The sequence below is a fragment of the Enterobacter sp. SORGH_AS_0287 genome (assembly GCF_031453695.1).
In the GTDB taxonomy this organism is placed as follows: Bacteria; Pseudomonadota; Gammaproteobacteria; order Enterobacterales; family Enterobacteriaceae; genus Enterobacter; species Enterobacter ludwigii.
The window spans coordinates 2,156,699-2,182,098 of the sequence record NZ_JAVIZW010000001.1 but is presented as its reverse complement, the minus strand read 5'-3'; the positions used below and the strand labels follow the sequence as shown (position 1 = coordinate 2,182,098).

The 25,400-nt window shown below is 53.7% G+C and carries 18 protein-coding genes and 3 pseudogenes; 19 read left to right on the top strand and 2 right to left on the bottom strand.

From position 1 onward, the window contains the following. Nucleotides 1-24: 24 nt before the first annotated feature. On the bottom strand, nt 25-1,308 hold the full coding sequence (locus QE396_RS10370) for a citrate synthase (RefSeq protein ID WP_014169167.1): 1,284 nt from the start codon (nt 1,306-1,308) through the stop codon (nt 25-27). A gap of 641 nt (nt 1,309-1,949) precedes the next feature. Between QE396_RS10370 and sdhC the strand changes: the two are divergent. The 8 genes and pseudogenes from sdhC to sucD all read left to right on the top strand — a co-directional run bounded on the left by sdhC (nt 1,950) and on the right by sucD (nt 11,592). Next, nucleotides 1,950-2,355, top strand: a pseudogene (gene sdhC / locus QE396_RS10365) (succinate dehydrogenase cytochrome b556 subunit). Beyond that, nucleotides 2,349-2,696, top strand: coding sequence for a succinate dehydrogenase membrane anchor subunit (sdhD, locus tag QE396_RS10360; protein ID WP_010428702.1), 348 nt, complete (start codon nt 2,349-2,351; stop codon nt 2,694-2,696). The pseudogene sdhC and the gene sdhD overlap by 7 nt, the downstream one beginning before the upstream one ends. Further along, complete coding sequence (gene sdhA / locus QE396_RS10355; protein WP_014883036.1) at nt 2,696-4,462, top strand: succinate dehydrogenase flavoprotein subunit; 1,767 nt, start codon at nt 2,696-2,698, stop codon at nt 4,460-4,462. Before sdhD ends, sdhA begins: the two co-directional genes overlap by 1 nt. A gap of 15 nt (nt 4,463-4,477) precedes the next feature. After that, the gene (gene sdhB, locus QE396_RS10350) at nt 4,478-5,194 is read left to right on the top strand and encodes a succinate dehydrogenase iron-sulfur subunit SdhB (protein ID WP_014169170.1); all 717 of its coding nucleotides are present in this window, start codon (nt 4,478-4,480) and stop codon (nt 5,192-5,194) included. Nucleotides 5,195-5,420: 226 nt separating this feature from the next. Then, nucleotides 5,421-8,228 (top strand): 2-oxoglutarate dehydrogenase E1 component, encoded by a 2,808-nt coding sequence (sucA, locus tag QE396_RS10345; protein ID WP_014169171.1) that lies wholly within the window; start codon nt 5,421-5,423, stop codon nt 8,226-8,228. Between the two features lie 14 nt (nt 8,229-8,242). Next, nucleotides 8,243-9,470, top strand: a pseudogene (odhB, locus tag QE396_RS10340) (2-oxoglutarate dehydrogenase complex dihydrolipoyllysine-residue succinyltransferase). Between the two features lie 85 nt (nt 9,471-9,555). Beyond that, a pseudogene (sucC, locus tag QE396_RS10335) lies at nt 9,556-10,723 on the top strand (ADP-forming succinate--CoA ligase subunit beta). Then, nucleotides 10,723-11,592, top strand: a complete 870-nt coding sequence (gene sucD, locus QE396_RS10330; protein ID WP_014169173.1) for a succinate--CoA ligase subunit alpha — start codon at nt 10,723-10,725, stop codon at nt 11,590-11,592. The pseudogene sucC and the gene sucD overlap by 1 nt, the downstream one beginning before the upstream one ends. 83 nt (nt 11,593-11,675) lie before the next feature. On the opposite strand, the gene QE396_RS10325 is transcribed toward sucD, so the two are convergent. Then, on the bottom strand, nt 11,676-12,392 hold the full coding sequence (locus QE396_RS10325; RefSeq protein ID WP_032681408.1) for a GntR family transcriptional regulator: 717 nt from the start codon (nt 12,390-12,392) through the stop codon (nt 11,676-11,678). Nucleotides 12,393-12,561: 169 nt separating this feature from the next. Here QE396_RS10325 and mngA point away from each other — a divergent pair, with 169 nt between their 5' ends. From mngA to tolB, 11 genes are all read left to right on the top strand, one after another. After that, nucleotides 12,562-14,478, top strand: a complete 1,917-nt coding sequence (gene mngA / locus QE396_RS10320) for a PTS 2-O-a-mannosyl-D-glycerate transporter subunit IIABC (RefSeq protein ID WP_309950935.1) — start codon at nt 12,562-12,564, stop codon at nt 14,476-14,478. A 21-nt stretch (nt 14,479-14,499) separates the two neighbouring features. Continuing rightward, nucleotides 14,500-17,136: a mannosylglycerate hydrolase gene (gene mngB / locus QE396_RS10315; protein WP_309950933.1), complete on the top strand. Its 2,637-nt coding sequence runs from the start codon at nt 14,500-14,502 to the stop codon at nt 17,134-17,136. Between the two features lie 678 nt (nt 17,137-17,814). Then, nucleotides 17,815-19,383: a cytochrome ubiquinol oxidase subunit I gene (gene cydA, locus QE396_RS10310; RefSeq protein WP_020884962.1), complete on the top strand. Its 1,569-nt coding sequence runs from the start codon at nt 17,815-17,817 to the stop codon at nt 19,381-19,383. A 15-nt stretch (nt 19,384-19,398) separates the two neighbouring features. After that, nucleotides 19,399-20,538, top strand: coding sequence for a cytochrome d ubiquinol oxidase subunit II (gene cydB, locus QE396_RS10305; protein WP_014169180.1), 1,140 nt, complete (start codon nt 19,399-19,401; stop codon nt 20,536-20,538). Between the two features lie 14 nt (nt 20,539-20,552). Then, entirely contained in the window at nt 20,553-20,666 is a 114-nt protein-coding gene (gene cydX, locus QE396_RS10300; RefSeq protein WP_014169181.1) for a cytochrome bd-I oxidase subunit CydX, read from the top strand. After that, on the top strand, nt 20,666-20,956 hold the full coding sequence (gene ybgE, locus QE396_RS10295; RefSeq protein ID WP_020884961.1) for a cyd operon protein YbgE: 291 nt from the start codon (nt 20,666-20,668) through the stop codon (nt 20,954-20,956). Before cydX ends, ybgE begins: the two co-directional genes overlap by 1 nt. Before the next feature lie 148 nt (nt 20,957-21,104). Beyond that, nucleotides 21,105-21,509, top strand: coding sequence for a tol-pal system-associated acyl-CoA thioesterase (gene ybgC, locus QE396_RS10290; RefSeq protein ID WP_014169183.1), 405 nt, complete (start codon nt 21,105-21,107; stop codon nt 21,507-21,509). Further along, entirely contained in the window at nt 21,506-22,198 is a 693-nt protein-coding gene (gene tolQ, locus QE396_RS10285) for a Tol-Pal system protein TolQ (protein ID WP_014169184.1), read from the top strand. Before ybgC ends, tolQ begins: the two co-directional genes overlap by 4 nt. Before the next feature lie 3 nt (nt 22,199-22,201). Continuing rightward, the gene (gene tolR / locus QE396_RS10280) at nt 22,202-22,630 is read left to right on the top strand and encodes a colicin uptake protein TolR (RefSeq protein ID WP_014169185.1); all 429 of its coding nucleotides are present in this window, start codon (nt 22,202-22,204) and stop codon (nt 22,628-22,630) included. 28 nt (nt 22,631-22,658) lie between these two features. After that, on the top strand, nt 22,659-23,948 hold the full coding sequence (tolA, locus tag QE396_RS10275; protein ID WP_020884960.1) for a cell envelope integrity protein TolA: 1,290 nt from the start codon (nt 22,659-22,661) through the stop codon (nt 23,946-23,948). A 130-nt stretch (nt 23,949-24,078) separates the two neighbouring features. Then, the gene (tolB, locus tag QE396_RS10270) at nt 24,079-25,371 is read left to right on the top strand and encodes a Tol-Pal system beta propeller repeat protein TolB (protein ID WP_025204648.1); all 1,293 of its coding nucleotides are present in this window, start codon (nt 24,079-24,081) and stop codon (nt 25,369-25,371) included. Nucleotides 25,372-25,400 lie beyond the last annotated feature (29 nt).

Genomic DNA, 25,400 nt, shown 5'->3' with positions numbered 1-25,400 from the left:
ACATCAGGCCACACCCCGTTAACATCAGCGTTTGATGTCAGACTTAAAATCACGCTGCTCGTAGCCAGTATACAGCTGACGAGGACGGGCGATTTTCATGCCTTCGCTGTGCATTTCGTTCCAGTGCGCAATCCAGCCAACGGTACGTGCCATGGCGAAGATCACGGTGAACATGGAAGACGGAATGCCCATCGCTTTCAGAATAATGCCAGAGTAGAAATCGACGTTCGGGTAGAGTTTCTTCTCGATGAAGTACGGGTCGTTCAGCGCGATGTGCTCAAGCTCCATCGCCACTTCCAGCAGATCGTCTTTTGTACCCAGCTCTTTCAGCACTTCGTGGCATGTTTCACGCATAACGGTAGCGCGTGGGTCGTAGTTTTTGTACACACGGTGACCGAAGCCCATCAGACGGAAGGAGTCATTCTTGTCTTTCGCGCGACGCACGAATTCAGGAATGTGCTCAACGGAGCTGATCTCTTCCAGCATCTTCAGTGCCGCTTCGTTCGCGCCGCCGTGCGCCGGTCCCCACAGGGAGGCGATACCCGCAGCGATACAGGCGAACGGGTTCGCGCCTGAGGAGCCTGCGGTACGGACGGTGGAGGTGGAGGCGTTCTGTTCGTGGTCGGCGTGCAGGATCAGAATACGGTCCATCGCACGTTCCAGTACCGGGTTCACTTCGTACTCTTCACACGGTGTGGAGAACATCATGCGCAGGAAGTTACCGGCGTAGGAGAGGTCGTTACGTGGATAAACAAACGGCTGGCCGATGGAGTATTTGTAACACATCGCTGCCATTGTCGGCATTTTGGACAGCAGGCGGAACGCCGCGATATCACGGTGACGTGGATTATTCACGTCCAGCGAGTCGTGGTAGAACGCTGCCAGCGCACCGGTAATACCGCACATCACCGCCATTGGGTGAGAATCACGACGGAAAGCATGGAACAGACGGGTAATCTGCTCATGAATCATGGTGTGACGGGTCACGGTGGTTTTGAATTCATCGTATTGTGCCTGCGTCGGTTTTTCGCCGTTCAGCAGGATGTAGCACACTTCCAGATAGTTGGATTCGGTGGCTAACTGATCGATGGGGAAGCCGCGATGGAGCAGGATACCTTCGTCACCATCAATGAAGGTGATTTTGGATTCGCAAGATGCGGTAGAGGTAAATCCAGGGTCGAAGGTGAATACACCTTTAGAACCCAGCGTACGGATATCAATAACATCCTGACCGAGCGTGCCTTTTAGCACATCCAGTTCAACAGCAGTGTCACCATTTAGGGTGAGCGTTGCCTTTGTATCAGCCATTTACGGTCTCCTTAGCGCCTTATTGCTTAAGACTGCCAATTACCGGATTTGCATTCTGCTGATTTCTCACCGTTACCAGTTTGTTATTTGGCTTACCGCTCAGCTCACGAGGAGAAACCAGGGTACAGAGCTATGGCGCCTTGCAGGTAAAAACATGAAAAATCAGTGAAACAACAGCAAATCAGTGTCTTCGCAGTCCGAATTATTCAAACCTGTATATCACTAATAACTGTCCTGATAACTTCGGTCAATACCATCACACTGTTACATAACTATTTGTCAGGTGAAAGTGAGACCTCATAACTTTTGCGCATTATATGCCTTTTCTGATGACGTTTGTAACAATATTGTTTAACATTTGTCAAATCAGATGATTAAAAATTAAAAAGATGTTGTTATCGTGACCCTGATCACTGTTCCAGAGAAAACCCGACAAACTGTATGTAGGTTAATTGTAATGATTTTGTGAACGGCCTATACTGCCGCCAGGTCTCCGGAACACCCTGCAATCCCGAGCCACCCAGCGTTGTAACGTGTCGTTTTAGCATTTGGAAGCAATGTTTTGCATGACGCGCAGTTATAGAAAAGGAACGCTGTCTGACCCGCATCGCAGTCCGGAGGAAGGAAACAATAAGAACAGCATGTGGGCGTTATTCATGATAAGAAATGTGAAAAAACAAAGACCTGTCAATCTGGATCTCAAAACGATCCGGTTCCCTGTAACAGCAATAGCGTCCATTCTGCACCGCGTTTCTGGTGTGATTACGTTTGTGGCGGTCGGCATTCTGCTGTGGTTACTGGGTACCAGCCTCTCTTCTCCTGAAGGATTCCTCCAGGCCTCTGCCATCATGAACAGCTTCTTCGTGAAATTTATCATGTGGGGCATTCTGACTGCGCTGGCGTACCACGTTGTCGTGGGGCATTCGCCATATGCTGATGGACTTTGGCTACCTGGAAGAGACTTTCGAAGCCGGTAAACGCTCCGCTAATATTTCATTTGTATTGACTGTCGTGCTTTCACTTCTCGCAGGAGTTCTCGTATGGTAAGCAACGCCTCCGCATTAGGACGCAACGGCGTACATGACTTCATTCTGGTCCGTGCTACCGCCATCGTTCTCACCCTTTATATCATCTATATGATTGGTTTCTTCGCGACCAGCGGCACGCTGACGTGGGAAATCTGGAGTGGGTTCTTCGGATCTGCCTTCACCAAAGTGTTCACCCTGCTGGCTCTGTTCTCCATCCTTATTCATGCCTGGATTGGTATGTGGCAGGTGTTGACCGATTACGTTAAACCACTGGCGATTCGCCTTCCTCTGCAGCTGGTCATTGTCGTTGCACTGGTGGTTTACGTTATTTATGGATTCGTTGTGGTGTGGGGTGTGTAATGAAACTGCCAGTCAGAGAATTTGATGCTGTTGTGATTGGTGCTGGTGGCGCAGGTATGCGCGCAGCACTGCAAATTTCCCAGAGCGGCCAGACCTGTGCGCTGCTCTCTAAAGTCTTCCCGACCCGTTCCCACACTGTCTCCGCGCAGGGCGGTATTACCGTTGCGCTGGGCAATTCCCATGAAGATAACTGGGAATGGCACATGTATGACACGGTCAAAGGTTCCGACTACATCGGCGACCAGGATGCTATCGAATATATGTGTAAGACTGGCCCGGAAGCGATTCTGGAGCTGGACCACATGGGGCTGCCGTTCTCCCGTCTGGAAAATGGCACCATTTATCAGCGTCCGTTTGGCGGCCAGTCGAAAAACTTCGGCGGCGAGCAGGCGGCACGTACCGCAGCTGCGGCTGACCGTACCGGTCACGCACTGCTGCACACGCTGTATCAACAGAACCTGAAAAACCACACAACTATTTTCTCCGAGTGGTACGCGCTGGATCTGGTGAAAAACGCCGATGGCGCCGTTGTGGGGTGTACTGCCCTGTGTATTGAAACCGGTGAAGTGGTCTACTTCAAAGCGCGTGCTACCGTGCTGGCGACCGGCGGTGCAGGCCGTATTTATCAATCTACCACTAACGCCCACATCAACACCGGTGACGGCGTAGGTATGGCTATCCGCGCCGGCGTACCGGTGCAGGATATGGAAATGTGGCAGTTCCACCCAACCGGCATCGCCGGTGCCGGCGTGCTGGTAACAGAAGGCTGCCGTGGTGAAGGGGGTTACCTGCTGAACAAACACGGCGAGCGCTTCATGGAGCGTTATGCCCCGAATGCGAAAGACCTGGCGGGTCGTGACGTGGTGGCGCGTTCCATCATGATCGAAATCCGTGAAGGCCGCGGCTGTGACGGCCCATGGGGTCCACACGCGAAGCTGAAACTCGACCATCTGGGTAAAGAGGTTCTGGAATCGCGTCTGCCAGGCATTCTGGAGCTGTCTCGTACCTTCGCGCACGTCGATCCAGTGAAAGAGCCTATCCCGGTAATCCCAACCTGTCACTACATGATGGGCGGTATTCCGACCAAAGTGACCGGCCAGGCGCTGACCGTGAACGAGCAGGGTGAAGACGTTGTTATCCCGGGCCTGTTTGCCGTCGGTGAAATTGCCTGCGTATCCGTACACGGTGCAAACCGTCTGGGCGGGAACTCCCTGCTTGACCTGGTGGTATTTGGTCGTGCGGTAGGTCTGCATCTGCAAGAGTCTATTGCCGAGCAGGGTGCGCTGCGTGATGCCACCGACGATGAAATTGATGCGTCGCTTGAGCGTCTGAACCGCTGGAACGGCAACCGTAATGGTGAAGATCCGGTGGAAATCCGCAAAGCGCTGCAGGAATGTATGCAGCACAACTTCTCGGTATTCCGTGAAGGGGATGCGATGGCCAAAGGTCTTGAGCAGCTGAAAGCGATCCGCGAGCGTCTGAAAAATGCCCGTCTGGACGACACGTCCAGCGAGTTCAATACCCAGCGCGTTGAGTGTCTGGAGCTGGATAACCTGATGGAAACGGCGTTCGCTACCGCGATGTCGGCAAACTTCCGTACCGAGAGCCGTGGCGCGCATAGCCGCTTCGACTTCCCGGATCGTGACGATGAAAACTGGCTGTGCCATTCCCTGTATCTGCCAGAGTCGGAATCCATGACGCGTCGTAGCGTCAATATGGAACCGAAACTGCGTCCGGCGTTCCCGCCGAAGATTCGTACTTACTAATGCGGAGACAGGATAATGAAACTCGAATTCTCAGTTTATCGTTATAACCCGGATGTAGATGATGCTCCGCGTATGCAGGATTACACCCTGGAAGCGGAAGAAGGCCGTGACATGATGCTGCTGGATGCCTTAATCCAGCTGAAAGAAAAAGATCCGACACTGTCGTTCCGTCGCTCATGCCGTGAAGGCGTTTGTGGCTCTGACGGTGTGAACATGAACGGTAAAAATGGTCTGGCCTGCATCACGCCAATTTCAGCGTTGCAGCGCGCGGGCCAGAAAATTGTTATCCGTCCTTTGCCAGGTCTGCCAGTCGTTCGTGATTTGGTGGTAGACATGGGGCAATTCTATGCACAATATGAGAAGATTAAGCCTTACTTATTGAATAATGGGCAAAATCCACCGGCTCGTGAGCACTTACAGTCTCCTGAGCAGCGTGAAAAACTCGATGGTTTGTACGAGTGTATTCTCTGTGCATGTTGCTCGACCTCTTGCCCGTCGTTCTGGTGGAACCCGGACAAGTTTATCGGCCCGGCCGGTCTGCTGGCTGCCTATCGCTTCCTGATCGATAGCCGCGACACCGAAACCGACAGTCGTCTGGAAGGACTGAGTGATGCTTTCAGCGTATTCCGCTGCCATAGCATCATGAACTGCGTCAGTGTATGTCCTAAGGGACTGAACCCGACGCGCGCCATCGGCCATATTAAGTCGATGCTGCTGCAGCGCAGTGCATAAGTAACAGGAGGGGAGCGTTGTTCCCCTCACCCTGACCCTCTCCTGACAGGAGAGGGGATAAAATGTAGGAAACCTCTAAAAACTGCCCCGAGGTGCAGACAGTTTTTAAAGGTTCCTTCGCGAGCCCAAGACAACATAAGAGCTCGCAGGTGAACCCCGGCACGTACGTGTTGTACGTGGTAGTTTCTACGGCGAAAGTAAGCATAAAAATGCTTAAGGGATCACGATGCAGAACGGCGCAATGAAAGCCTGGCTGGACTCTTCTTACCTCTCTGGTTCAAACCAGAGCTGGATAGAACAGCTCTATGAAGACTTCTTAACCGATCCTGACTCAGTGGACGCAAACTGGCGTTCCATGTTCCAGCAGTTACCTGGCACTGGAGTCAAACCGGATCAATTCCATTCCAAAACACGTGATTATTTCCGTCGTCTGGCGAAGGATGCCTCACGTTACTCTTCTGCGATTTCCGACCCTGACACCAATGCGAAGCAGGTTAAAGTCCTGCAGCTTATCAACGCTTATCGCTTCCGTGGTCACCAGCATGCGAATCTCGATCCGCTGGGACTGTGGAAACAAGATCGTGTGGCGGATCTCGATCCGGCGTATCACGATCTGACCGAGGCCGATTTCCAGGAAAGCTTTAACGTAGGTTCCTTTGCCATCGGCAAAGACACGATGAAGTTGGGCGAGCTGATTGACGCGCTCAAGCAAACCTACTGCGGCTCCATCGGCGCGGAATATATGCACATCACCTCTACAGAAGAGAAACGCTGGATCCAGCAGCGCATCGAATCTGTGGCGGGTCACGCGAATTTCTCTGCTGAAGAGAAAAAACGCTTCCTCAGCGAACTGACCGCAGCAGAAGGCCTTGAGCGCTATCTGGGCGCGAAATTCCCGGGTGCGAAACGCTTCTCGCTGGAAGGCGGCGACGCGCTGGTACCTATGCTGAAAGAGCTGATTCGTCACGCGGGCAAAAGCGGTACCCGTGAAGTGGTGCTGGGTATGGCGCACCGCGGTCGTCTGAACGTACTGGTCAACGTGCTGGGTAAAAAACCGCAGGACCTGTTCGACGAATTCGCGGGCAAACATAAAGAACACCTCGGCACCGGTGACGTGAAGTACCACATGGGCTTCTCGTCTGATATCGAAACCGAAGGCGGTCTGGTTCACCTGGCGCTGGCGTTTAACCCGTCACACCTGGAAATCGTGAGCCCGGTGGTTATCGGTTCTGTACGTGCGCGTCTGGATCGTCTGGACGAGCCGAGCAGCAACAAAGTCCTGCCAATCACCATTCACGGTGACGCGGCGGTCACAGGGCAGGGCGTGGTTCAGGAAACGCTGAACATGTCCAAGGCGCGTGGTTACGAAGTGGGCGGTACCGTTCGCATTGTTATCAACAACCAGGTGGGCTTCACGACCTCTAACCCACTGGATGCGCGTTCTACCCCGTACTGCACCGACATCGGTAAGATGGTTCAGGCGCCAATCTTCCACGTTAACGCGGATGACCCTGAAGCCGTGGCGTTCGTTACCCGTCTGGCGCTGGACTACCGTAACACCTTCAAACGCGATGTGTTCATCGACCTGTTCTGCTACCGCCGTCATGGCCACAACGAAGCTGACGAGCCAAGTGCAACGCAGCCGCTGATGTATCAGAAAATCAAAAAACACCCGACGCCACGCAAAATCTATGCTGACAAGCTGGAAGGCGACAACGTGACGACGCTGGAAGATGCGACCGAAATGGTCAACCTCTACCGCGACGCGCTGGATGCGGGTGAATGCGTAGTGAAAGAGCTGCGCCCGATGAACATGCACTCCTTTACCTGGTCGCCGTACCTCAACCACGAGTGGGATGAGAGCTACCCGAACAAGGTAGAGATGAAGCGCCTGCAGGAGCTGGCTAAACGTATCAGCACCGTACCAGACGCTATCGAGATGCAGTCTCGCGTAGCGAAAATTTATGCTGACCGTCAATCAATGGCGGCGGGCGAGAAGCTGTTCGACTGGGGCGGGGCGGAAACACTGGCTTACGCAACGCTGGTTGATGAAGGTATTCCTGTTCGTCTGTCCGGTGAAGATGCGGGCCGTGGCACCTTCTTCCACCGTCACGCGGTAGTTCACAACCAGACTAACGGTTCAACCTATACTCCGCTGCAGCATGTCCATAACGGTCAGGGTCAGTTCAAGGTATGGGACTCCGTTCTGTCTGAAGAAGCGGTACTGGCATTCGAATACGGCTACGCCACCGCGGAACCGCGCACCCTGACTATCTGGGAAGCGCAGTTCGGTGACTTCGCCAACGGTGCCCAGGTCGTTATCGACCAGTTCATCTCCTCCGGCGAGCAGAAATGGGGCCGTATGTGTGGCCTGGTGATGCTGCTGCCACACGGTTACGAAGGTCAGGGTCCGGAGCACTCCTCCGCTCGTCTGGAACGTTATCTGCAGCTCTGCGCTGAGCAGAACATGCAGGTCTGCGTGCCGTCCACCCCGGCTCAGGTCTACCACATGCTGCGTCGTCAGGCGCTGCGTGGTATGCGCCGTCCGCTGGTGGTCATGTCGCCAAAATCCCTGCTGCGCCACCCGCTGGCGGTGTCCAGCCTGGACGAACTGGCGAACGGCACCTTCCTGCCTGCCATCGGTGAGGTTGACGAACTGGATCCGCAGGCCGTTAAGCGTGTTGTGATGTGTTCTGGTAAGGTTTATTACGACCTGCTGGAACAGCGCCGTAAGAACGACCAGAAAGATGTCGCCATCGTGCGTATCGAACAGCTTTATCCATTCCCGCACCAGGCGGTGCAGGAAGCGTTGAAACCGTATGCTCACGTGCATGATTTTGTCTGGTGCCAGGAAGAGCCGCTCAACCAGGGCGCCTGGTACTGCAGTCAGCATCATTTCCGTGAAGTCATTCCATTTGGGTCTGCCCTGCGTTATGCAGGTCGCCCGGCCTCCGCCTCTCCGGCGGTAGGGTATATGTCCGTTCACCAGAAGCAGCAACAAGATCTGGTCAATGACGCGCTGAACGTCGATTAATTAAAGGATACATAATGAGTAGCGTAGATATTCTTGTTCCCGACCTGCCTGAGTCCGTAGCAGATGCGACCGTCGCCACCTGGCACAAAAAACCGGGCGATAGCGTTAAGCGCGATGAAGTGCTGGTAGAAATCGAAACTGACAAAGTGGTACTGGAAGTACCGGCTTCAGCGGATGGCATTCTGGATGCAGTCCTGGAAGACGAAGGGACAACCGTAACCTCCCGTCAGATCCTGGGTCGCCTGCGTGAAGGCAACAGCGCGGGCAAAGAGTCCAGCGCGAAGTCTGACGAAAAAGCGTCTACCCCAGCCCAGCGTCAGCAGGCCTCTCTGGAAGAGCAAACTAACGACGCGCTCAGCCCGGCGATCCGTCGCCTGCTGGCCGAGCACAACCTGGATGCGGCTGCCATTAAAGGCACCGGTGTCGGTGGTCGTCTGACCCGTGAAGATATCGAGAAGCACCTGGCGAAAGCCCCTGCTCAGGCAGAAGCTAAAGCGCCAGCAGCGGCAGCGGCGCCGGCAGCACAGCCTGCGCTGGGTGCCCGTAGCGAAAAACGCGTGCCGATGACTCGCCTGCGTAAGCGTGTGGCTGAGCGTCTGCTGGAAGCGAAAAACTCCACCGCGATGCTGACCACCTTCAACGAAGTGAATATGAAGCCAATCATGGACCTGCGTAAGCAGTACGGTGACGCGTTTGAAAAACGTCACGGTATCCGTCTGGGCTTTATGTCCTTCTACGTGAAAGCGGTTGTTGAAGCGCTGAAACGCTACCCGGAAGTTAACGCCTCTATCGATGGCGATGACGTGGTTTACCACAACTACTTCGACGTCAGCATGGCAGTCTCTACGCCACGCGGTCTGGTTACCCCGGTTCTGCGTGATGTCGATACTCTGGGTATGGCTGACATCGAGAAAAAGATTAAAGAGCTGGCTGTAAAAGGTCGCGACGGCAAGCTGACCGTAGACGATCTGACCGGTGGTAACTTCACCATTACCAACGGGCGGCGTTTTCGGTTCACTGATGTCTACCCCGATCATCAACCCGCCGCAGAGCGCGATCCTGGGTATGCATGCCATTAAAGATCGTCCAATGGCGGTAGACGGCAAAGTTGAGATCCTGCCAATGATGTATCTGGCACTCTCTTACGATCACCGTCTGATCGACGGCCGCGAGTCCGTGGGCTTCCTGGTTGCCATTAAAGAGCTGCTGGAAGATCCAACGCGTCTGCTGCTGGACGTCTAGTTTTAGCAGTCTTGCCCGGCGGCGCGTTGTCTGCCGGGCCTACAAAAGCACTACCTAACGATTACCTGAAGGATGGATAGAACACATGAACTTACATGAATATCAGGCCAAACAGCTGTTTGCCCGGTATGGCTTACCGGCTCCGGTGGGTTATGCCTGTACTACCCCGCGTGAAGCAGAAGAAGCCGCATCTAAAATCGGTTCCGGCCCTTGGGTAGTTAAGTGTCAGGTTCACGCTGGTGGCCGTGGTAAAGCGGGCCGGTGTGAAGGTTGTTAAGAGTAAAGAAGAGATTCGTGCGTTTGCTGAACATTGGCTCGGCAAGCGTCTGGTAACGTACCAGACAGATGCGAACGGTCAGCCTGTCAACCAGATCCTGGTTGAAGCTGCAACTGACATCGCGAAAGAACTGTACCTGGGCGCGGTTGTTGACCGTAGCTCCCGTCGTGTGGTGTTCATGGCGTCTACCGAAGGCGGCGTGGAAATCGAGAAAGTGGCAGAAGAGACGCCACACCTGATCCACAAAGTGGCGATCGATCCGCTGGCAGGCCCAATGCCTTACCAGGGCCGTGAGCTGGCGTTCAAACTGGGTCTGGAAGGCAAGCTGGTTCAGCAGTTCACCAAGATCTTCATGGGTCTGGCCACCATCTTCCTGGAGCGCGACCTGGCGCTGATCGAGATCAACCCGCTGGTCATCACCACTCAGGGCGACCTGATCTGCCTCGACGGCAAACTGGGCGCTGACGGCAACGCACTGTTCCGCCAGCCGGATCTGCGTGAAATGCGCGACCAGTCTCAGGAAGACCCGCGTGAAGCGCAGGCTGCACAGTGGGAACTGAACTACGTGGCGCTGGATGGCAACATCGGCTGCATGGTTAACGGCGCAGGCCTGGCGATGGGCACCATGGACATCGTTAAGCTGCACGGCGGTGAGCCTGCAAACTTCCTCGACGTGGGCGGTGGCGCAACCAAAGAGCGTGTAACCGAAGCGTTCAAAATCATCCTCTCTGATGACAACGTCAAAGCCGTGCTGGTTAACATCTTCGGCGGTATCGTGCGTTGCGACCTGATCGCAGACGGTATCATCGGTGCGGTAGAAGAAGTGGGTGTTAACGTCCCGGTTGTGGTGCGTCTGGAAGGTAACAACGCTGAACTCGGCGCGAAAAAACTGGCTGACAGCGGCCTGAATATTATTGCAGCGAAAAGTCTGACGGATGCAGCTCAGCAGGTTGTTGCCGCAGTGGAGGGGAAATAATGTCAGTTTTAATTAATAAAGATACCAAGGTTATCTGCCAGGGCTTCACCGGTAGCCAGGGGACTTTCCACTCCGAACAGGCGATTGCCTACGGCACGCAGATGGTTGGCGGCGTAACGCCAGGTAAAGGCGGCACCACGCACCTGGGCCTGCCGGTATTCAACACCGTGCGCGAAGCGGTTGAAGCGACGGGCGCGACCGCGACCGTTATCTACGTTCCGGCTCCGTTCTGCAAAGACTCGATTCTGGAAGCGATTGACGCGGGCATCAAGCTCATCATCACCATCACCGAAGGTATCCCGACGCTGGATATGCTGACCGTGAAAGTGAAGCTGGATGAAGCTGGCGTGCGTATGATCGGCCCGAACTGCCCGGGCGTTATCACCCCAGGCGAATGTAAAATCGGCATCATGCCGGGTCACATTCACAAACCGGGTAAAGTGGGTATCGTCTCCCGTTCCGGTACGCTGACCTATGAAGCGGTTAAGCAGACTACCGACTACGGTTTCGGCCAGTCCACCTGTGTGGGCATCGGTGGTGACCCCATCCCAGGTTCTAACTTCATTGATATCCTGAAAATGTTCCAGGAAGATCCGCAGACCGAAGCGATCGTGATGATCGGTGAGATCGGCGGTAGCGCAGAAGAAGAAGCGGCTGCGTATATCAAAGAACATGTGACCAAGCCGGTCGTCGGTTATATCGCAGGTGTGACAGCGCCGAAAGGTAAGCGTATGGGTCACGCAGGCGCGATTATCGCAGGCGGTAAAGGTACGGCTGATGAGAAATTCGCCGCGCTGGAAGCCGCAGGTGTGAAAACCGTTCGCAGCCTGGCGGATATCGGCGAAGCACTGAAATCCATCATTAAGTAAATCCTCTCTGCTCCCTGTAAAAGGGAGCGTTGAAGTAATAAGTGTCCGTTTCGACATGGTTGGCCGCTGTAAAGCGGCCTTTTTTAATGCCTGCGTTTTGCGACCAGCGTGAATTTGTAATCGTCGCTGTTAAACACGTTACGGCTGTATTCAAACACCCGCCCATCCTTCAGAAAGCCGCGTGACACCTTTTCCAGTATCGGTTTTGCCGGATCCAGCGCCAGCGCGTCGATCGCCTCCTGAGAGGGCATGATCGGAACCAGTTCCTGTTCACTGCGATCGATAACCATCTTCTTGATCTGTTCGATGTAGTGATATTTGGAATTTTCCATCACCTCCCAGGTGAGGTCGGCGAACATCGCCAGCGGCATCCACGTCTCTTCCAGATTCACCGGTTTTTGCTTAATAAAGCGCACCCGTTTGACATGCCACACTTTGTCATCCGGGCGAATGTTAAGCGTCTCAGCCAGTTTCACATCCGCTTTGATCACTTCGAATGTTTTTACGTCGCTGTGGGTATCGACGTTTCGGTCCGCCAGTTTTTCATAAAAGCCGGTAAGCTGATAAATGTCGTAATTGACGCGCTCCTCTCTCACATAGGAGCCGCTGCCCTGAATGCTCTCGATAATCTGCTCTTCAGTGAGGAGCTTCAGTGCCTGCCTCACCGTGACGCGACTGACGCTAAATGTCTCCTGCAGGCTGGATTCCGTCGGTAACGCATCACCGGGTTTTAACTCACCGGCGGTAATTTTCTCGCGAAGCGCATCCGCTATCTGCCGGTACATCGGTTTATTGCCCATGTCGTCTGCCTTCTAATACCTTTTCACGGAATTATGCCTCCAGCACAGAATTTGTAAATAATACAAATTAAATACAAATTGTCGGTGTTAGTGAAAATGATCACATAAAGGTATCAGTCTGTCTGTCACAATCGATTCTGAACAATTACCCTTGAGTGTGAGGATCCTGATGAACCTGACGACCCTGACCCATCCCGACGCTGTCTGCGTGCAGGCGCAGTACACCAGTCGTGATGAAGCAATACGCCAGCTCACGATGCGGCTGGTGACGCTCGGCAAAATTACCGACGGCAATGCGTTTTTAACCGAAGTCTTTCATCGGGAATCGCTAGGCCCTACCGCGCTCGGCGAAGGGCTGGCAGTCCCGCATGGTAAATCAGCGGTGGTGAAAGAGGCGGCTTTTGCCGTAGCCACCCTATGTGAACCGCTGAGCTGGGAAGGCGTGGATGGCCCGGAAAATGTCGAGCTGATTTTCCTGCTTGCCATTCCGCCGGCTGAAGCTGGCTCAACCCATATCCAGGTGCTGACGGAACTTACTTCTCGTCTGGCGGATGAAACTCTTCGGGCGCGCGTCATGGCGGCTACCACGGCAGCAGCGCTACTCGCCGCGCTGGACGACGTGCCACAGGAAGATGGCGTTGTCGCGTTCGTGGATGCGCCAACCATCGTTTGTGTAACTGCATGCCCCGCCGGCATTGCGCATACCTATATGGCAGCTGAGTATCTGGAAAAAGCGGGGCGTAAGCTTGGCGTAAACGTGGTGGTGGAAAAGCAGGGGGCGAACGGTATCGAAGGGCGGTTGACCGCGCAGCAGTTACGCACTGCGCAGGCCTGTATCATTGCCGCAGAAGTGGCCCTCAAAGAGAGCGAGCGTTTTCAGGGCATTCCGACGCTGTACGTGCCGGTTGCGGAACCGCTTCGCCATGCCGAAGCACTTATTAAGCGTGCGTTGGCCTTACCCCCCACGGGAACGCATCGCCAGGTGCACACCGGCAATGATGTGAGCAAGAGCCTTAAAACGGAGCTTAAGCAGGCCCTGCTCAGCGGTATTTCCTTTGCCGTGCCGCTGATTGTGGCGGGAGGCACGGTGCTGGCCGTCGCGGTATTGCTGGCACAGATGTTGGGATTACAGCATCTGTTTGAGCAAGAGAACTCATGGCTGTGGATGTATCGCAAACTCGGCGGGGGGATGTTAGGCACGTTAATGGTGCCGGTACTGGCCGCGTATACCGCCTACTCGCTGGCAGATAAACCTGCTCTGGCGCCGGGTTTTGCGGCCGGTCTTGCCGCTAATATGATCGGTTCAGGTTTTTTAGGGGCGATTGCAGGTGGCCTGATTGCCGGCTATCTGATGCGCTGGGTGAAAAACCATATCCGTCTGAGTCAGCGTTATAACGGCTTTTTAACCTATTACCTCTACCCGGTGATTGGCGTGCTGGGCGCGGGCAGCCTGATGCTGTTCGTGATCGGCGAGCCGGTCGCGTGGATCAACACCTCCCTCACGGCATGGCTTAACGGGCTCTCCGGTGCCAATGCGCTGCTACTGGGCACTCTGCTCGGTTTTATGTGCTCGTTCGATTTGGGGGGACCGGTCAACAAAGCGGCCTATGCGTTCTGTCTGGGGGCGATGGCCAACGGCGTTTACGGGCCGTATGCCATTTTTGCTTCCGTCAAAATGGTCTCGGCTTTTACCGTCACGGCTTCAACCATGCTGGCACCGCATCTCTTTAAACCGTTTGAAATCGAAACCGGCAAGTCGACGTGGCTACTGGGCCTTGCGGGCATCACCGAAGGGGCAATTCCGATGGCTATTGAAGATCCGCTGCGGGTGATTGGCTCGTTTGTTGTTGGCTCGATGGCAACAGGGGCGATTATCGGTGCAATGGGCATCGGGTTGTCTACGCCAGGGGCGGGCATCTTCTCTCTCTTTTTACTGCATGACGCGGGGATGGGTGGCGCGATCGCGGCGGCAGGCTGGTTTGGCGCAGCGCTGGGGGGAACGACGCTCTCTACGCTCATCTTACTGTTCTGGCGACGTCAGGGCGTAAAAAAAGGCAAATACCTGACGGAAGACGTCACGCCATAAATTCATTTACAGGAAACGAAGATGAAAGCTTTATCTCGCGTTCATATCACGCCACATATGCACTGGGACCGTGAGTGGTATTTCACCACCGAAGCGTCGCGGATCCTTTTGGTCAATAACATGGAGGAGATCCTGACCCGTCTGGAGCAGGACGAAGAGTATAAATACTACGTTCTCGATGGACAGACCGCGGTACTGGAGGATTACTTCGCCGTCGTGCCGGACAACCGGCCCCGGGTAAAAGCGCTGGTTGAGCGCGGAAAGCTGATTATCGGGCCGTGGTATACCCAGACCGACACCACGATAGTCAGCGGCGAATCGATCGTTCGCAACCTGATGTACGGGATGCGCGACTGCATGGAATTCGGTGAGCCGATGAAAATAGGGTATCTGCCGGATTCGTTTGGCATGTCCGGGCAACTTCCGCATATCTATAACGGCTTTGGTATCACCCGCACGCTGTTCTGGCGCGGATGTTCTGAGCGTCACGGCACCGATAAAACAGAATTTTTATGGCAGAGCGCAGATGGCAGCGAAGTTACGGCGCAGGTACTACCGCTGGGCTACGCGATTGGTAAGTACTTACCGGAGGATGAAGCGGGGCTGCGTAAACGGCTCGATACCTGGCTTACATTGCTGGAGAACGCTTCCGTGACGAAAGAGATTCTGCTGCCTAACGGTCACGACCAGATGCCCCTCCAGCAGAACATTTTCGCGGTGATGGATACCCTTCGAAAGATGTACCCGCAGCGGAAATTTGTGATGAGCCGGTTCGAGGAGGTCTTTGAACATACTGAAGCGCACCGTGACGAACTGGCGACGCTGAAAGGGGAGTTTATCGACGGCAAATACATGCGTGTACACCGGACAATAGGCTCCACACGGATGGACATCAAAATTGCCCACGCCCGCATTGAAAACAAAATCGTGAATATCCTCGAACCGCTGGCGGCGCTCGCCTGGATGCTGGGCTTCGAGTATCACCACGGTTTGCTGGAGAAAATGTGGAAAGAGATCCTCAAGAATCATGCGCACGACAGCATTGGCTGCTGCTGCAGCGACAAAGTGCATCGTGAGATTATGGCCCGGTTTGCGCTCGCTGAAGACATGGCCGATAACCTCACGCGCTTCTCGATGCGCAAGATTGTCGACAATATGCCGCAAAGCGAGGCCGACAAGCTGGTGATGTTCAATCTGATGCCCTGGCCCCGTGAAGAGGTGATTAACACCACCCTTCGTCTGCGCGCGAGCCAGTTCCGGTTGCGGGATGATAAAGGCAATGAGATCCCCTGTTTTATTTGTAGAGCCCGGGAAATTGACCCGGGGCTGATTGACCGGCAAATCGTGCACTATGGTAATTACGATCCGTTTATGGAGTTTGATATCCAAATCTGTCAGATCCTGCCCGCGATGGGATACCGTACGCTTTACATCGAGCCCCAGGCTCCTGAAAAGAGGCTTCCCGCGAGGGCAAAAACGGATGCTCTGCTGGAAAATGCCTTCTGGCAAATTGATATAAATGACGGTGGCACGCTGCGCCTGCGTGATAAAGAATCCGGACTTATTTATGACCGCGTACTGGAAATTGAAGAGGGGTCGGATGATGGCGATGAGTACGACTACTCGCCTTCCCGGGAAGAGTGGCGGCTCACTTCAGCGCACGGGCAGCATCATGTTGAGGTGATACAGGAAGCCTGGCAGAGCAGGGCGGTGATCCAGCATCGCATCGCCGTTCCGGCAAACCTGGCCGAGCGGTCGGCCCGCCTGCGCAATGGCGCTCTTGCGGTGGAATTTGAGGTCACTCTCAGCCATAACAGCAGGCGTGTAGATGTTGTGGCGCGTCTGGATAATCAGGCTGACGATCACCGGGTCCGCGTGCTTATCCCGACGCCGTTTATGACGGAGCAGGTACTGTCAGATACGCAGTTTGGCTCCATAACGCGCCCGGTTCGCGATGACGCGATGGCTAACTGGCAAGAAGAGGGCTGGAAAGAGGCACCGGTTCCCGTCTGGAATTTACTTAACTACGCCGTGCTTCAACAGGATCGAAACGGGCTTGCCCTGTTCACCGAAGGGTTACGCGAATTTGAAGTGGTGGGGGAGGCGGAAAAAGCGTTTGCTCTGACCCTTTTACGCGGTGTGGGCGTGCTGGGAAAGGAAGATTTGCTGTTGCGCCCGGGCCGACCGTCCGGCATAAAAATGGCCGTTCCGGACTCGCAGCTTCGGGGCAGTCTCGATTGCCGTTTTAGCCTTCTGAGTTTTAGCGGCTCTCCCGAGAACGCCGGCGTTGCTCAGCAGGCGAAAGCGTGGCTTACCCCCGTCCAGTGTTATAACAAAATCCCCTGGGATGCCATGAAACTTAACCGTGCGCCGTTCAGCACGCCGGACAGATACAGCCTGCTGACCCTTTCGCCGACAGGCTGTGTTATGAGCGCGATAAAAAAGGCGGAGGATCGGGACGCGCTTATCCTTCGTCTGTTCAATCCGTCGGAATCTGTGTCCTGTGATGCCTCTTTATCGTGGAATCAGGCGTTTAAAGGCTGTTGCGAGACGAATTTAAATGAACAGGTACTGGCAGGTAGGGGAGAAGAAAAGGGCATTACGGGCCTGTTCAGGCCTGGGCAATCGCGGACTTTTAGCCTGAAAACGGAAAGGTAGCGTCTGAAGTGAACAAAAGGCTGCGCGCAGGGCAGCCTTTTTTATTGAATAGTCACATTGTGGTGTTAATTTTAAGCGTGTCGCAGGTAAAATAAATGTAATTATCTGCGGCTGTCGTCGCACAATGGAAAAAAAACGCGCTGACGACTACCTTTATACGTTAACGCGAATGTAAAGATGCGTTGTTCTTCAGCGTTAAAATAAATCACGTCTGTTTATATTCTTTCTTGCTTTTGATAACTCCAAATATCTCGTCGTACACATAGCATTAACAAGGTTTTTACCATTCTCACCACATTTAAACATGGTTAACAGAAACGGTGCTTTTTGATTTAAATCAAAGTTTAATCCTTGGAAAAAGGTGTCGAAAGGCGGTAAATTGTCCCCGATCAAAATGGCTGAAAAGTGGTAATTTTGCTATAAATTGATCGCCGTCGAAAAACGTAAATGTGATTCAATAAAAACCTGTTTATTGTAAGGGTTTTGCAGCGTATTATATTTGCGGGATCAATTTGAGTTTTTTATTAACGTATTTGTAACCTATCGTCATTGCTTTTATCCTTTCTCAGGCTAAGCGCGACGACATGGATGCGAATAATTTGTATTGGGGCATGTGTGTGAATCCTTTTCTAACGGGGTTCACTCTCGGAGTCTTCATGCGATGAGCAAGGAGTCATGATGTTAGATATAGTCGAACTGTCGCGCTTACAGTTTGCCTTGACCGCGATGTACCACTTCCTGTTTGTGCCACTAACGCTCGGTATGGCGTTCCTGCTGGCCATCATGGAAACGGTCTACGTCCTCTCCGGCAAACAGATTTATAAAGATATGACCAAGTTCTGGGGCAAGTTGTTTGGTATCAACTTTGCACTGGGCGTGGCTACCGGTTTGACCATGGAGTTCCAGTTCGGGACTAACTGGTCTTACTATTCTCACTACGTTGGGGATATCTTCGGTGCGCCGCTGGCCATTGAAGGTCTGATGGCCTTCTTCCTCGAATCCACCTTTGTAGGTCTGTTCTTCTTCGGTTGGGACCGTCTGGGCAAAGTCCAGCATATGGCGGTGACCTGGCTGGTGGCACTCGGTTCGAACCTGTCCGCACTGTGGATCCTGGTCGCGAACGGCTGGATGCAGAACCCTATCGCGTCTGATTTCAACTTCGAAACCATGCGTATGGAGATGGTCAGCTTTGCCGAGCTGGTGCTGAACCCGGTCGCACAGGTTAAATTCGTTCACACCGTGGCGTCTGGCTATGTGTGCGGCGCGATGTTTGTACTGGGCATCAGCTCTTACTACATGCTGCGTGGTCGTGACTTCGCGTTTGCTAAGCGCTCCTTTGCTATCGCTGCAAGCTTCGGTATGGCTGCAATCCTTTCTGTTATCGTGCTGGGTGATGAATCCGGTTACGAAATGGGTGACGTGCAGAAAACCAAGCTGGCCGCTATCGAAGCCGAATGGGAAACCCAACCCGCGCCTGCTGCCTTTACTCTGTTCGGTGTTCCCGACCAGGATGCACAGGAAAACCGCTTCGCCATTCAAATTCCTTACGCGCTCGGCATCATTGCTACCCGCTCCGTCGACAAGCAGGTGACGGGTCTGAAAGAGTTGATGGTGCAGCATGAAGGCCGTATCCGTAACGGTATGAAAGCCTACGCGCTGCTGGAGCAGCTGCGTGCGGGTTCTACCGACCAGGCCGTGCGTGACCAGTTCAACGATGTGAAGAAAGATCTGGGTTACGGTCTGCTGCTGAAACGCTATACCCCGAACGTCTCCGACGCGACGGAAGCGCAGATCCAGATGGCGACCAAAGACTCCATTCCACGCGTGGCGCCACTGTACTTCGCATTCCGTATCATGGTGGGCTGCGGCATCATCATGCTGCTTATCATTGCGGCGTCCTTCTGGTCCGTGATTCGTAACCGCATCGGTGAGAAAAAATGGCTGCTGCGTACCGCGCTGTATGGTATCCCACTGCCGTGGATTGCTATCGAATCCGGCTGGTTTGTTGCGGAATATGGCCGTCAGCCATGGGCGATCGGTGAGGTGCTGCCAACGGCGGTAGCGAACTCCTCTCTGACTGCAGGCGATCTGATCTTCTCCATGCTGCTGATTTGTGGTCTGTACACCCTGTTCCTGGTGGCTGAACTGTTCCTGATGTTCAAGTTCGCGCGCCTTGGCCCAAGCAGCCTGAAAACCGGTCGCTATCACTACGAGCAGTCCGGTGCGACTACTCAGCCGGCACGCTAAGACAGGAGTCATCAAATGATCGATTATGAAGTATTGCGTTTTATCTGGTGGCTGCTGGTCGGTATTCTGCTGATCGGTTTCGCAGTCACTGACGGTTTCGACATGGGGGTGGGGATGCTCACCCGTTTCCTCGGTCGTAATGACACCGAGCGTCGAATCATGATTAACTCCATCGCCCCGCACTGGGACGGTAACCAGGTGTGGCTGATCACCGCAGGCGGCGCGCTGTTCGCTGCCTGGCCGATGGTCTACGCGGCTGCGTTCTCCGGTTTCTATGTGGCGATGATTCTGGTGCTGGCTTCTTTATTCTTCCGTCCGGTTGGTTTCGACTACCGTTCCAAGATTGAAGACACCCGCTGGCGCAACATGTGGGACTGGGGCATCTTCATTGGTAGCTTCGTTCCACCGCTGGTGATTGGCGTGGCGTTCGGTAACCTGCTGCAGGGTGTACCGTTCCACATCGATGAATACATGCGTCTTTACTACACCGGTAACTTCTTCCAGCTGCTGAATCCGTTTGGTCTGCTGGCAGGCGTGGTGAGTGTGGCAATGATCATTACTCAGGGTGCGACCTATCTGCAGATGCGTACCGTAGGTGAATTGCATCTTCGCTCTCGTGCAACGGCGCAGGTTGCTGCGCTTATTACCCTGGTGTGCTTCGCACTGGCCGGCGTATGGGTGATGTACGGTATCGACGGTTATGTCATTACGTCTGCAATTAACCACACGGCACCGTCTAACCCGCTGACGAAAGAAGTGGCACGTCAGGCTGGCGCGTGGCTGGTGAACTTCAACAATATGCCTGTTCTGTGGGCTATTCCGGCACTGGGTGTGTTGCTGCCGCTGCTGACGATACTGACGTCACGTCTGGAAAAAGGTGCCCTGGCATTTGTATTTTCCTCACTCACGCTGGCGTGCATTATTCTGACTGCGGGTATCGCGATGTTCCCATTCGTCATGCCGTCCAGCACGATGATGAATGCAAGCCTGACCATGTGGGATGCAACGTCCAGCCAGCTGACGCTTAACCTGATGACGTATGTTGCTTGCGTGTTCGTACCGATTATCCTGCTGTACACCGCCTGGTGTTACTGGAAAATGTTCGGTCGTATCACGAAAGAAGATATTGAAAGCAACACTCATTCTCTGTACTAAGTAAGGAGCTGAATATGTGGTATTTCGCATGGATTTTAGGGACGCTTCTTGCCTGTGCATTTGGTGTCATTACTGCCCTGGCGCTTGAGCACGTCGAAGCGTCTAAAGCAGGTGAAGACAAACACTAATGAACATTATCGCGACGCTTTACGCGGTAATGGATAAGCGCCCGTTAAGGGCGCTTTCTTTAGTGATGGCATTACTGCTGGCAGGTTGTATCTTCTGGGACCCTTCGCGCTTTGCAGCGAAGACCAGCGAGCTTGAGATCTGGCACGGCTTCCTCATTATGTGGGCGGTGTGCGCAGGTGTGATCCACGGCGTAGGCTTTCGTCCGAAAGCGCTGCACTGGCAGGGGATTTTCTGCCCACTCATCGCCGATCTGGTGCTTCTCGCTGGCTTGATTTTCTTCTTCTTCTGAATAAGAAATGTCCGTTAATGATATGGGCTTACCCTGGCCCATAAAAATTTACTCTCCGTTTACTTTCTCCCATTCCAAACCATCTTTCCCGCGCGTATAGTAGCGAAGTTTAAAAGCTCTAACTTTTGTTGCATTACCGGGATGTAAAGTGAATACAACGCTGTTTCGATGGCCGGTTCGTGTCTATTACGAAGATACCGATGCCGGGGGTGTGGTTTACCACGCCAGCTACGTTGCTTTTTATGAACGGGCACGCACAGAGATGCTGCGCCATCATCACTTTAGTCAACAGGAGCTGTTGGCTGAGCGAGTTGCCTTCGTGGTTCGCAAGATGACGCTTGAGTATTTTGCGCCTGCCAGACTCGACGATATGCTCGAAGTCCAAACTGAAATTACATCAATGCGCGGAACCTCAATGGTTTTCACGCAGCGGATAGTCAATGCAGAAAATACGGTACTGAACTCAGCTGAAGTCCTGATCGTCTGTGTTGATCCAACCATAATGAAGCCTCGTGCGCTTCCTAAGTCTATTGTCGCGGAGTTTAAGCAGTGACTGACATGAATATCCTTGATTTGTTCCTGAAGGCAAGCCTTCTGGTTAAACTTATCATGTTGATTTTGATTGGTTTTTCAATCGCATCCTGGGCCATCATCATCCAGAGAACGCGTATCCTCAATGCGGCTGGCCGTGAAGCAGAAGCGTTTGAAGATAAGTTCTGGTCGGGTATTGAGCTTTCTCGTCTGTATCAGGAAAGCCAGGGACGCCGTGATAACCTCGTAGGCTCCGAACAGATTTTCTATAGCGGATTCAAAGAGTTTGCTCGTTTGCATCGCGCAAACAGCCACGCGCCTGAAGCGGTTGTGGAAGGTGCCTCGCGTGCGATGCGTATCTCCATGAATCGCGAGCTGGAAAACCTTGAAACGCATATTCCTTTCCTGGGAACCGTTGGTTCCATCAGCCCGTATATCGGTCTGTTTGGTACGGTCTGGGGGATTATGCACGCCTTTATCGCCCTGGGGGCGGTGAAGCAGGCGACGTTGCAGATGGTTGCCCCGGGTATTGCAGAAGCACTGATTGCGACCGCTATCGGTCTGTTTGCGGCGATCCCGGCGGTTATGGCTTACAACCGTCTGAACCAGCGCGTGAATAAACTGGAACTGAACTACGACAACTTTATGGAAGAGTTCACCGCGATTCTGCACCGTCAGGCGTTTACCAGTACCGAGAGTAACAAGGGGTAAACCATGGCCAGATCGCGTGGACGAAATCGTCGCGAGCTCAAGTCCGAAATCAATATCGTTCCACTGCTGGACGTTCTGTTGGTACTGCTGCTGATCTTCATGGCGACAGCACCCATCATTACCCAGAGCGTGGAGGTTGATCTGCCGGATGCGACAGAATCACAGGCGGTAAGCACCAATGACGATCCTCCGGTCATCATTGAGGTTTCCGGTGTAGGGCAATACAGCGTAGTGGTAGAAAAAGATCGTATGGATCAACTGCCACCTGAGCAGGTTATTGCTGAAGCGCAGCGACGCCTGGAGTCAAATCCGAAAACGGTCTTCTTAATCGGTGGCGCGAAAGACGTACCATACGATGAAATTATTAAAGCGCTGAACTTGCTACATAGCGCGGGCGTTAAGTCAGTTGGCTTAATGACTCAGCCTATTTGATCATCTGCGTAGTTTTTGGGAACCGATAGTGTCAAAGGCAACCGAACAGAACGACAAGCTTAAGCGAGCGATAATCGTCTCCGCAGTGCTGCACGTTATTCTTTTTGCAGTGCTGATCTGGAGTTCGTTCGACGAGCACATTGATGCATCATCGGGCGGCGGTGGAGGCTCTTCCATTGACGCCGTCATGGTGGATCCCGGTGCGGTAGTGCAGAACTATAACCGCGAGCAACAGCAGAAGGCGAGTGCAAAACGGGCTGAAGAGCAGCGTGAAAAACAGGCGCAACAGCAAGCGGAAGAACTGCGTGAAAAGCAGGCCGCTGAGCAGGAGCGACTGAAGCAGCTTGAGAAAGAACGTTTGCAGGCGCAGGAAGCGGCGAAAGAGCAGGCGGAACAGCAGAAGCAAGCTGAAGAGGCCGCGAAGAAAGCTCAGGAACAGCAGAAGCAGGCGGAAGAGGCGGCAGCCAAAGCCGCGGCGGACGCGAAAGCACAAGCTGATGCCCAGGCAAAATTAGCGGCGGAAGCGGCGAAGAAAGCCGCAGCCGATGCTCAGAAGAAAGCTGAAGCCGAAGCGGCGAAGAAAGCCGCTGCTGATGCTCAGAAGAAAGCTGAAGCGGAAGCGGCAAAAAAAGCTGCTGCTGATGCTCAGAAAAAAGCTGAAGCGGAAGCCGCGAAGAAAGCCGCTCAGGAAGCAGAGAAGAAAGCTGCTGCCGATGCTGCGAAGAAAGCGGCTGCTGCCGAGAAGGCTGCAGCAGAAAAAGCGGCCGCTGCTGAAAAAGCCGCAGCAGAGAAGAAAGCCGCCGCCGAGAAAGCGGCTGCTGACAAAAAAGCTGCAGCAGAAAAAGCCGCTGCCGATAAGAAAGCTGCTGCAGAGAAAGCCGCCGCCAAAAAAGCGGCCGCCGCTGAGAAAGCCGCGGATGCCGCTGGCGTTGACGATCTCCTGGGCGACCTGAGTTCTGGTAAGAATGCGCCGAAAGCGGGCGGTGGTGCGAAAGGCAGTGGTCAGCCCTCTAAAGACAGTGGTACTTCTGGTGCCAATGGTGGGGCGACGGGTGCTGATATCAGCGCTTATGTTAAGCAAATCCAGGTTGCGATTCAGAACCGCCTGTTTGATGCAAGCATCTATCAGGGCAAACAATGTGTACTGCATATCAACCTTGCGCCAGATGGTAGGTTGAAAAGCGTGACCTCTGAAGGGGGCGATCCTGCGCTTTGTCAGGCAGCATTGGCCGCTGCAAGGTCGGCGAACATTCCTAAACCGCCTAGTGAGGCTGTTTATGAACGGATAAAAGATGCCAAACTGGACTTTAAACTGTAATCGACTGTCCTTACGGAAGTATGAAAAACAGTCTATTGTCCTAACGAGTGTTTAGTAGTTTTGTCTATTTGGGTTTGTTAACATTCTGCTAAATTATCGTGGGTAAGGTTACCCGGATAAGGGAGATATGATGAAGCAGGCATTACGTGTAGCATTTGGTTTTTTAATGCTGTGGGCAGCAGTACTGCACGCAGAAGTACGTATCGAGATCACCCAGGGGGTGGATTCGGCACGCCCAATCGGTGTTGTTCCGTTCCAGTGGGCCGGCCCTGGCGCTGCGCCTGAAGATGCCGGTGGCATCGTTGCGGCTGACCTGCGTAACAGCGGTAAATTCAACCCATTAGATCGTTCTCGTCTGCCTCAGCAGCCGGGCAGCGCGCAGGAAGTACAGCCTGCCGCATGGTCTGCACTCGGTATCGATGCTGTCGTTGTTGGTCAGGTTACACCTAACCCGGACGGCTCTTACAACGTTGCATGGCAGCTGGTTGATACCGGCGGTGCACCGGGTACCGTTCTGGCACAGAACTCTTACAAGGTCACTAAACAGTACCTGCGCTACGCGGCACACGCTGCCAGCGATGCGGTATTTGAAAAACTGACCGGCATTAAAGGTGCGTTCCGTACCCGTATTGCTTATGTGGTACAGACCAATGGCGGTCAGTTCCCGTATGAGCTGCGCGTATCTGACTACGATGGTTACAATCAGTTCCTGGTGAAACGTTCTTCTCAGCCGCTGATGTCTCCAGCCTGGTCTCCAGACGGTTCTAAACTGGCTTATGTTACCTTCGAAAGCGGTCGTTCAGCGCTGGTTATCCAGACGCTGGCTAACGGTGCTGTTCGTCAGGTTGCGTCGTTCCCTCGTCACAACGGTGCGCCTTCGTTCTCTCCGGACGGTACCAAACTGGCGTTTGCGCTCTCTAAAACCGGTAGCCTGAACCTGTACGTGATGGACATTGGCTCTGGTCAAATTCGCCAGGTGACCGATGGTCGCAGCAACAACACCGAACCGTCCTGGTTCCCGGACAGCCAGAACCTGGCATTTACGTCTGACCAGGCAGGTCGTCCACAAATCTATAAAGTGAACGTCAACGGCGGTGCTCCACAGCGTATTACCTGGGAAGGTTCGCAGAACCAAAACGCGGACGTGAGCAGCGACGGTAAATTTATGGTAATGGTCAGCTCCAACGGTGGGCAGCAGCACATTGCCAAACAAGATCTGGTAGCGGGTGGCGTTCAAGTTCTGTCGTCAACGTTCCTGGATGAAACGCCAAGTCTGGCACCTAACGGCACTATGGTAATCTACAGCTCTTCTCAGGGGATGGGATCTGTGCTGAATCTGGTTTCTACAGATGGGCGTTTCAAAGCGCGTATTCCGGCAACTGATGGACAGGTAAAATCACCTGCCTGGTCGCCGTATCTGTAAATAATAATTAATTGATTACTAAAGGAATC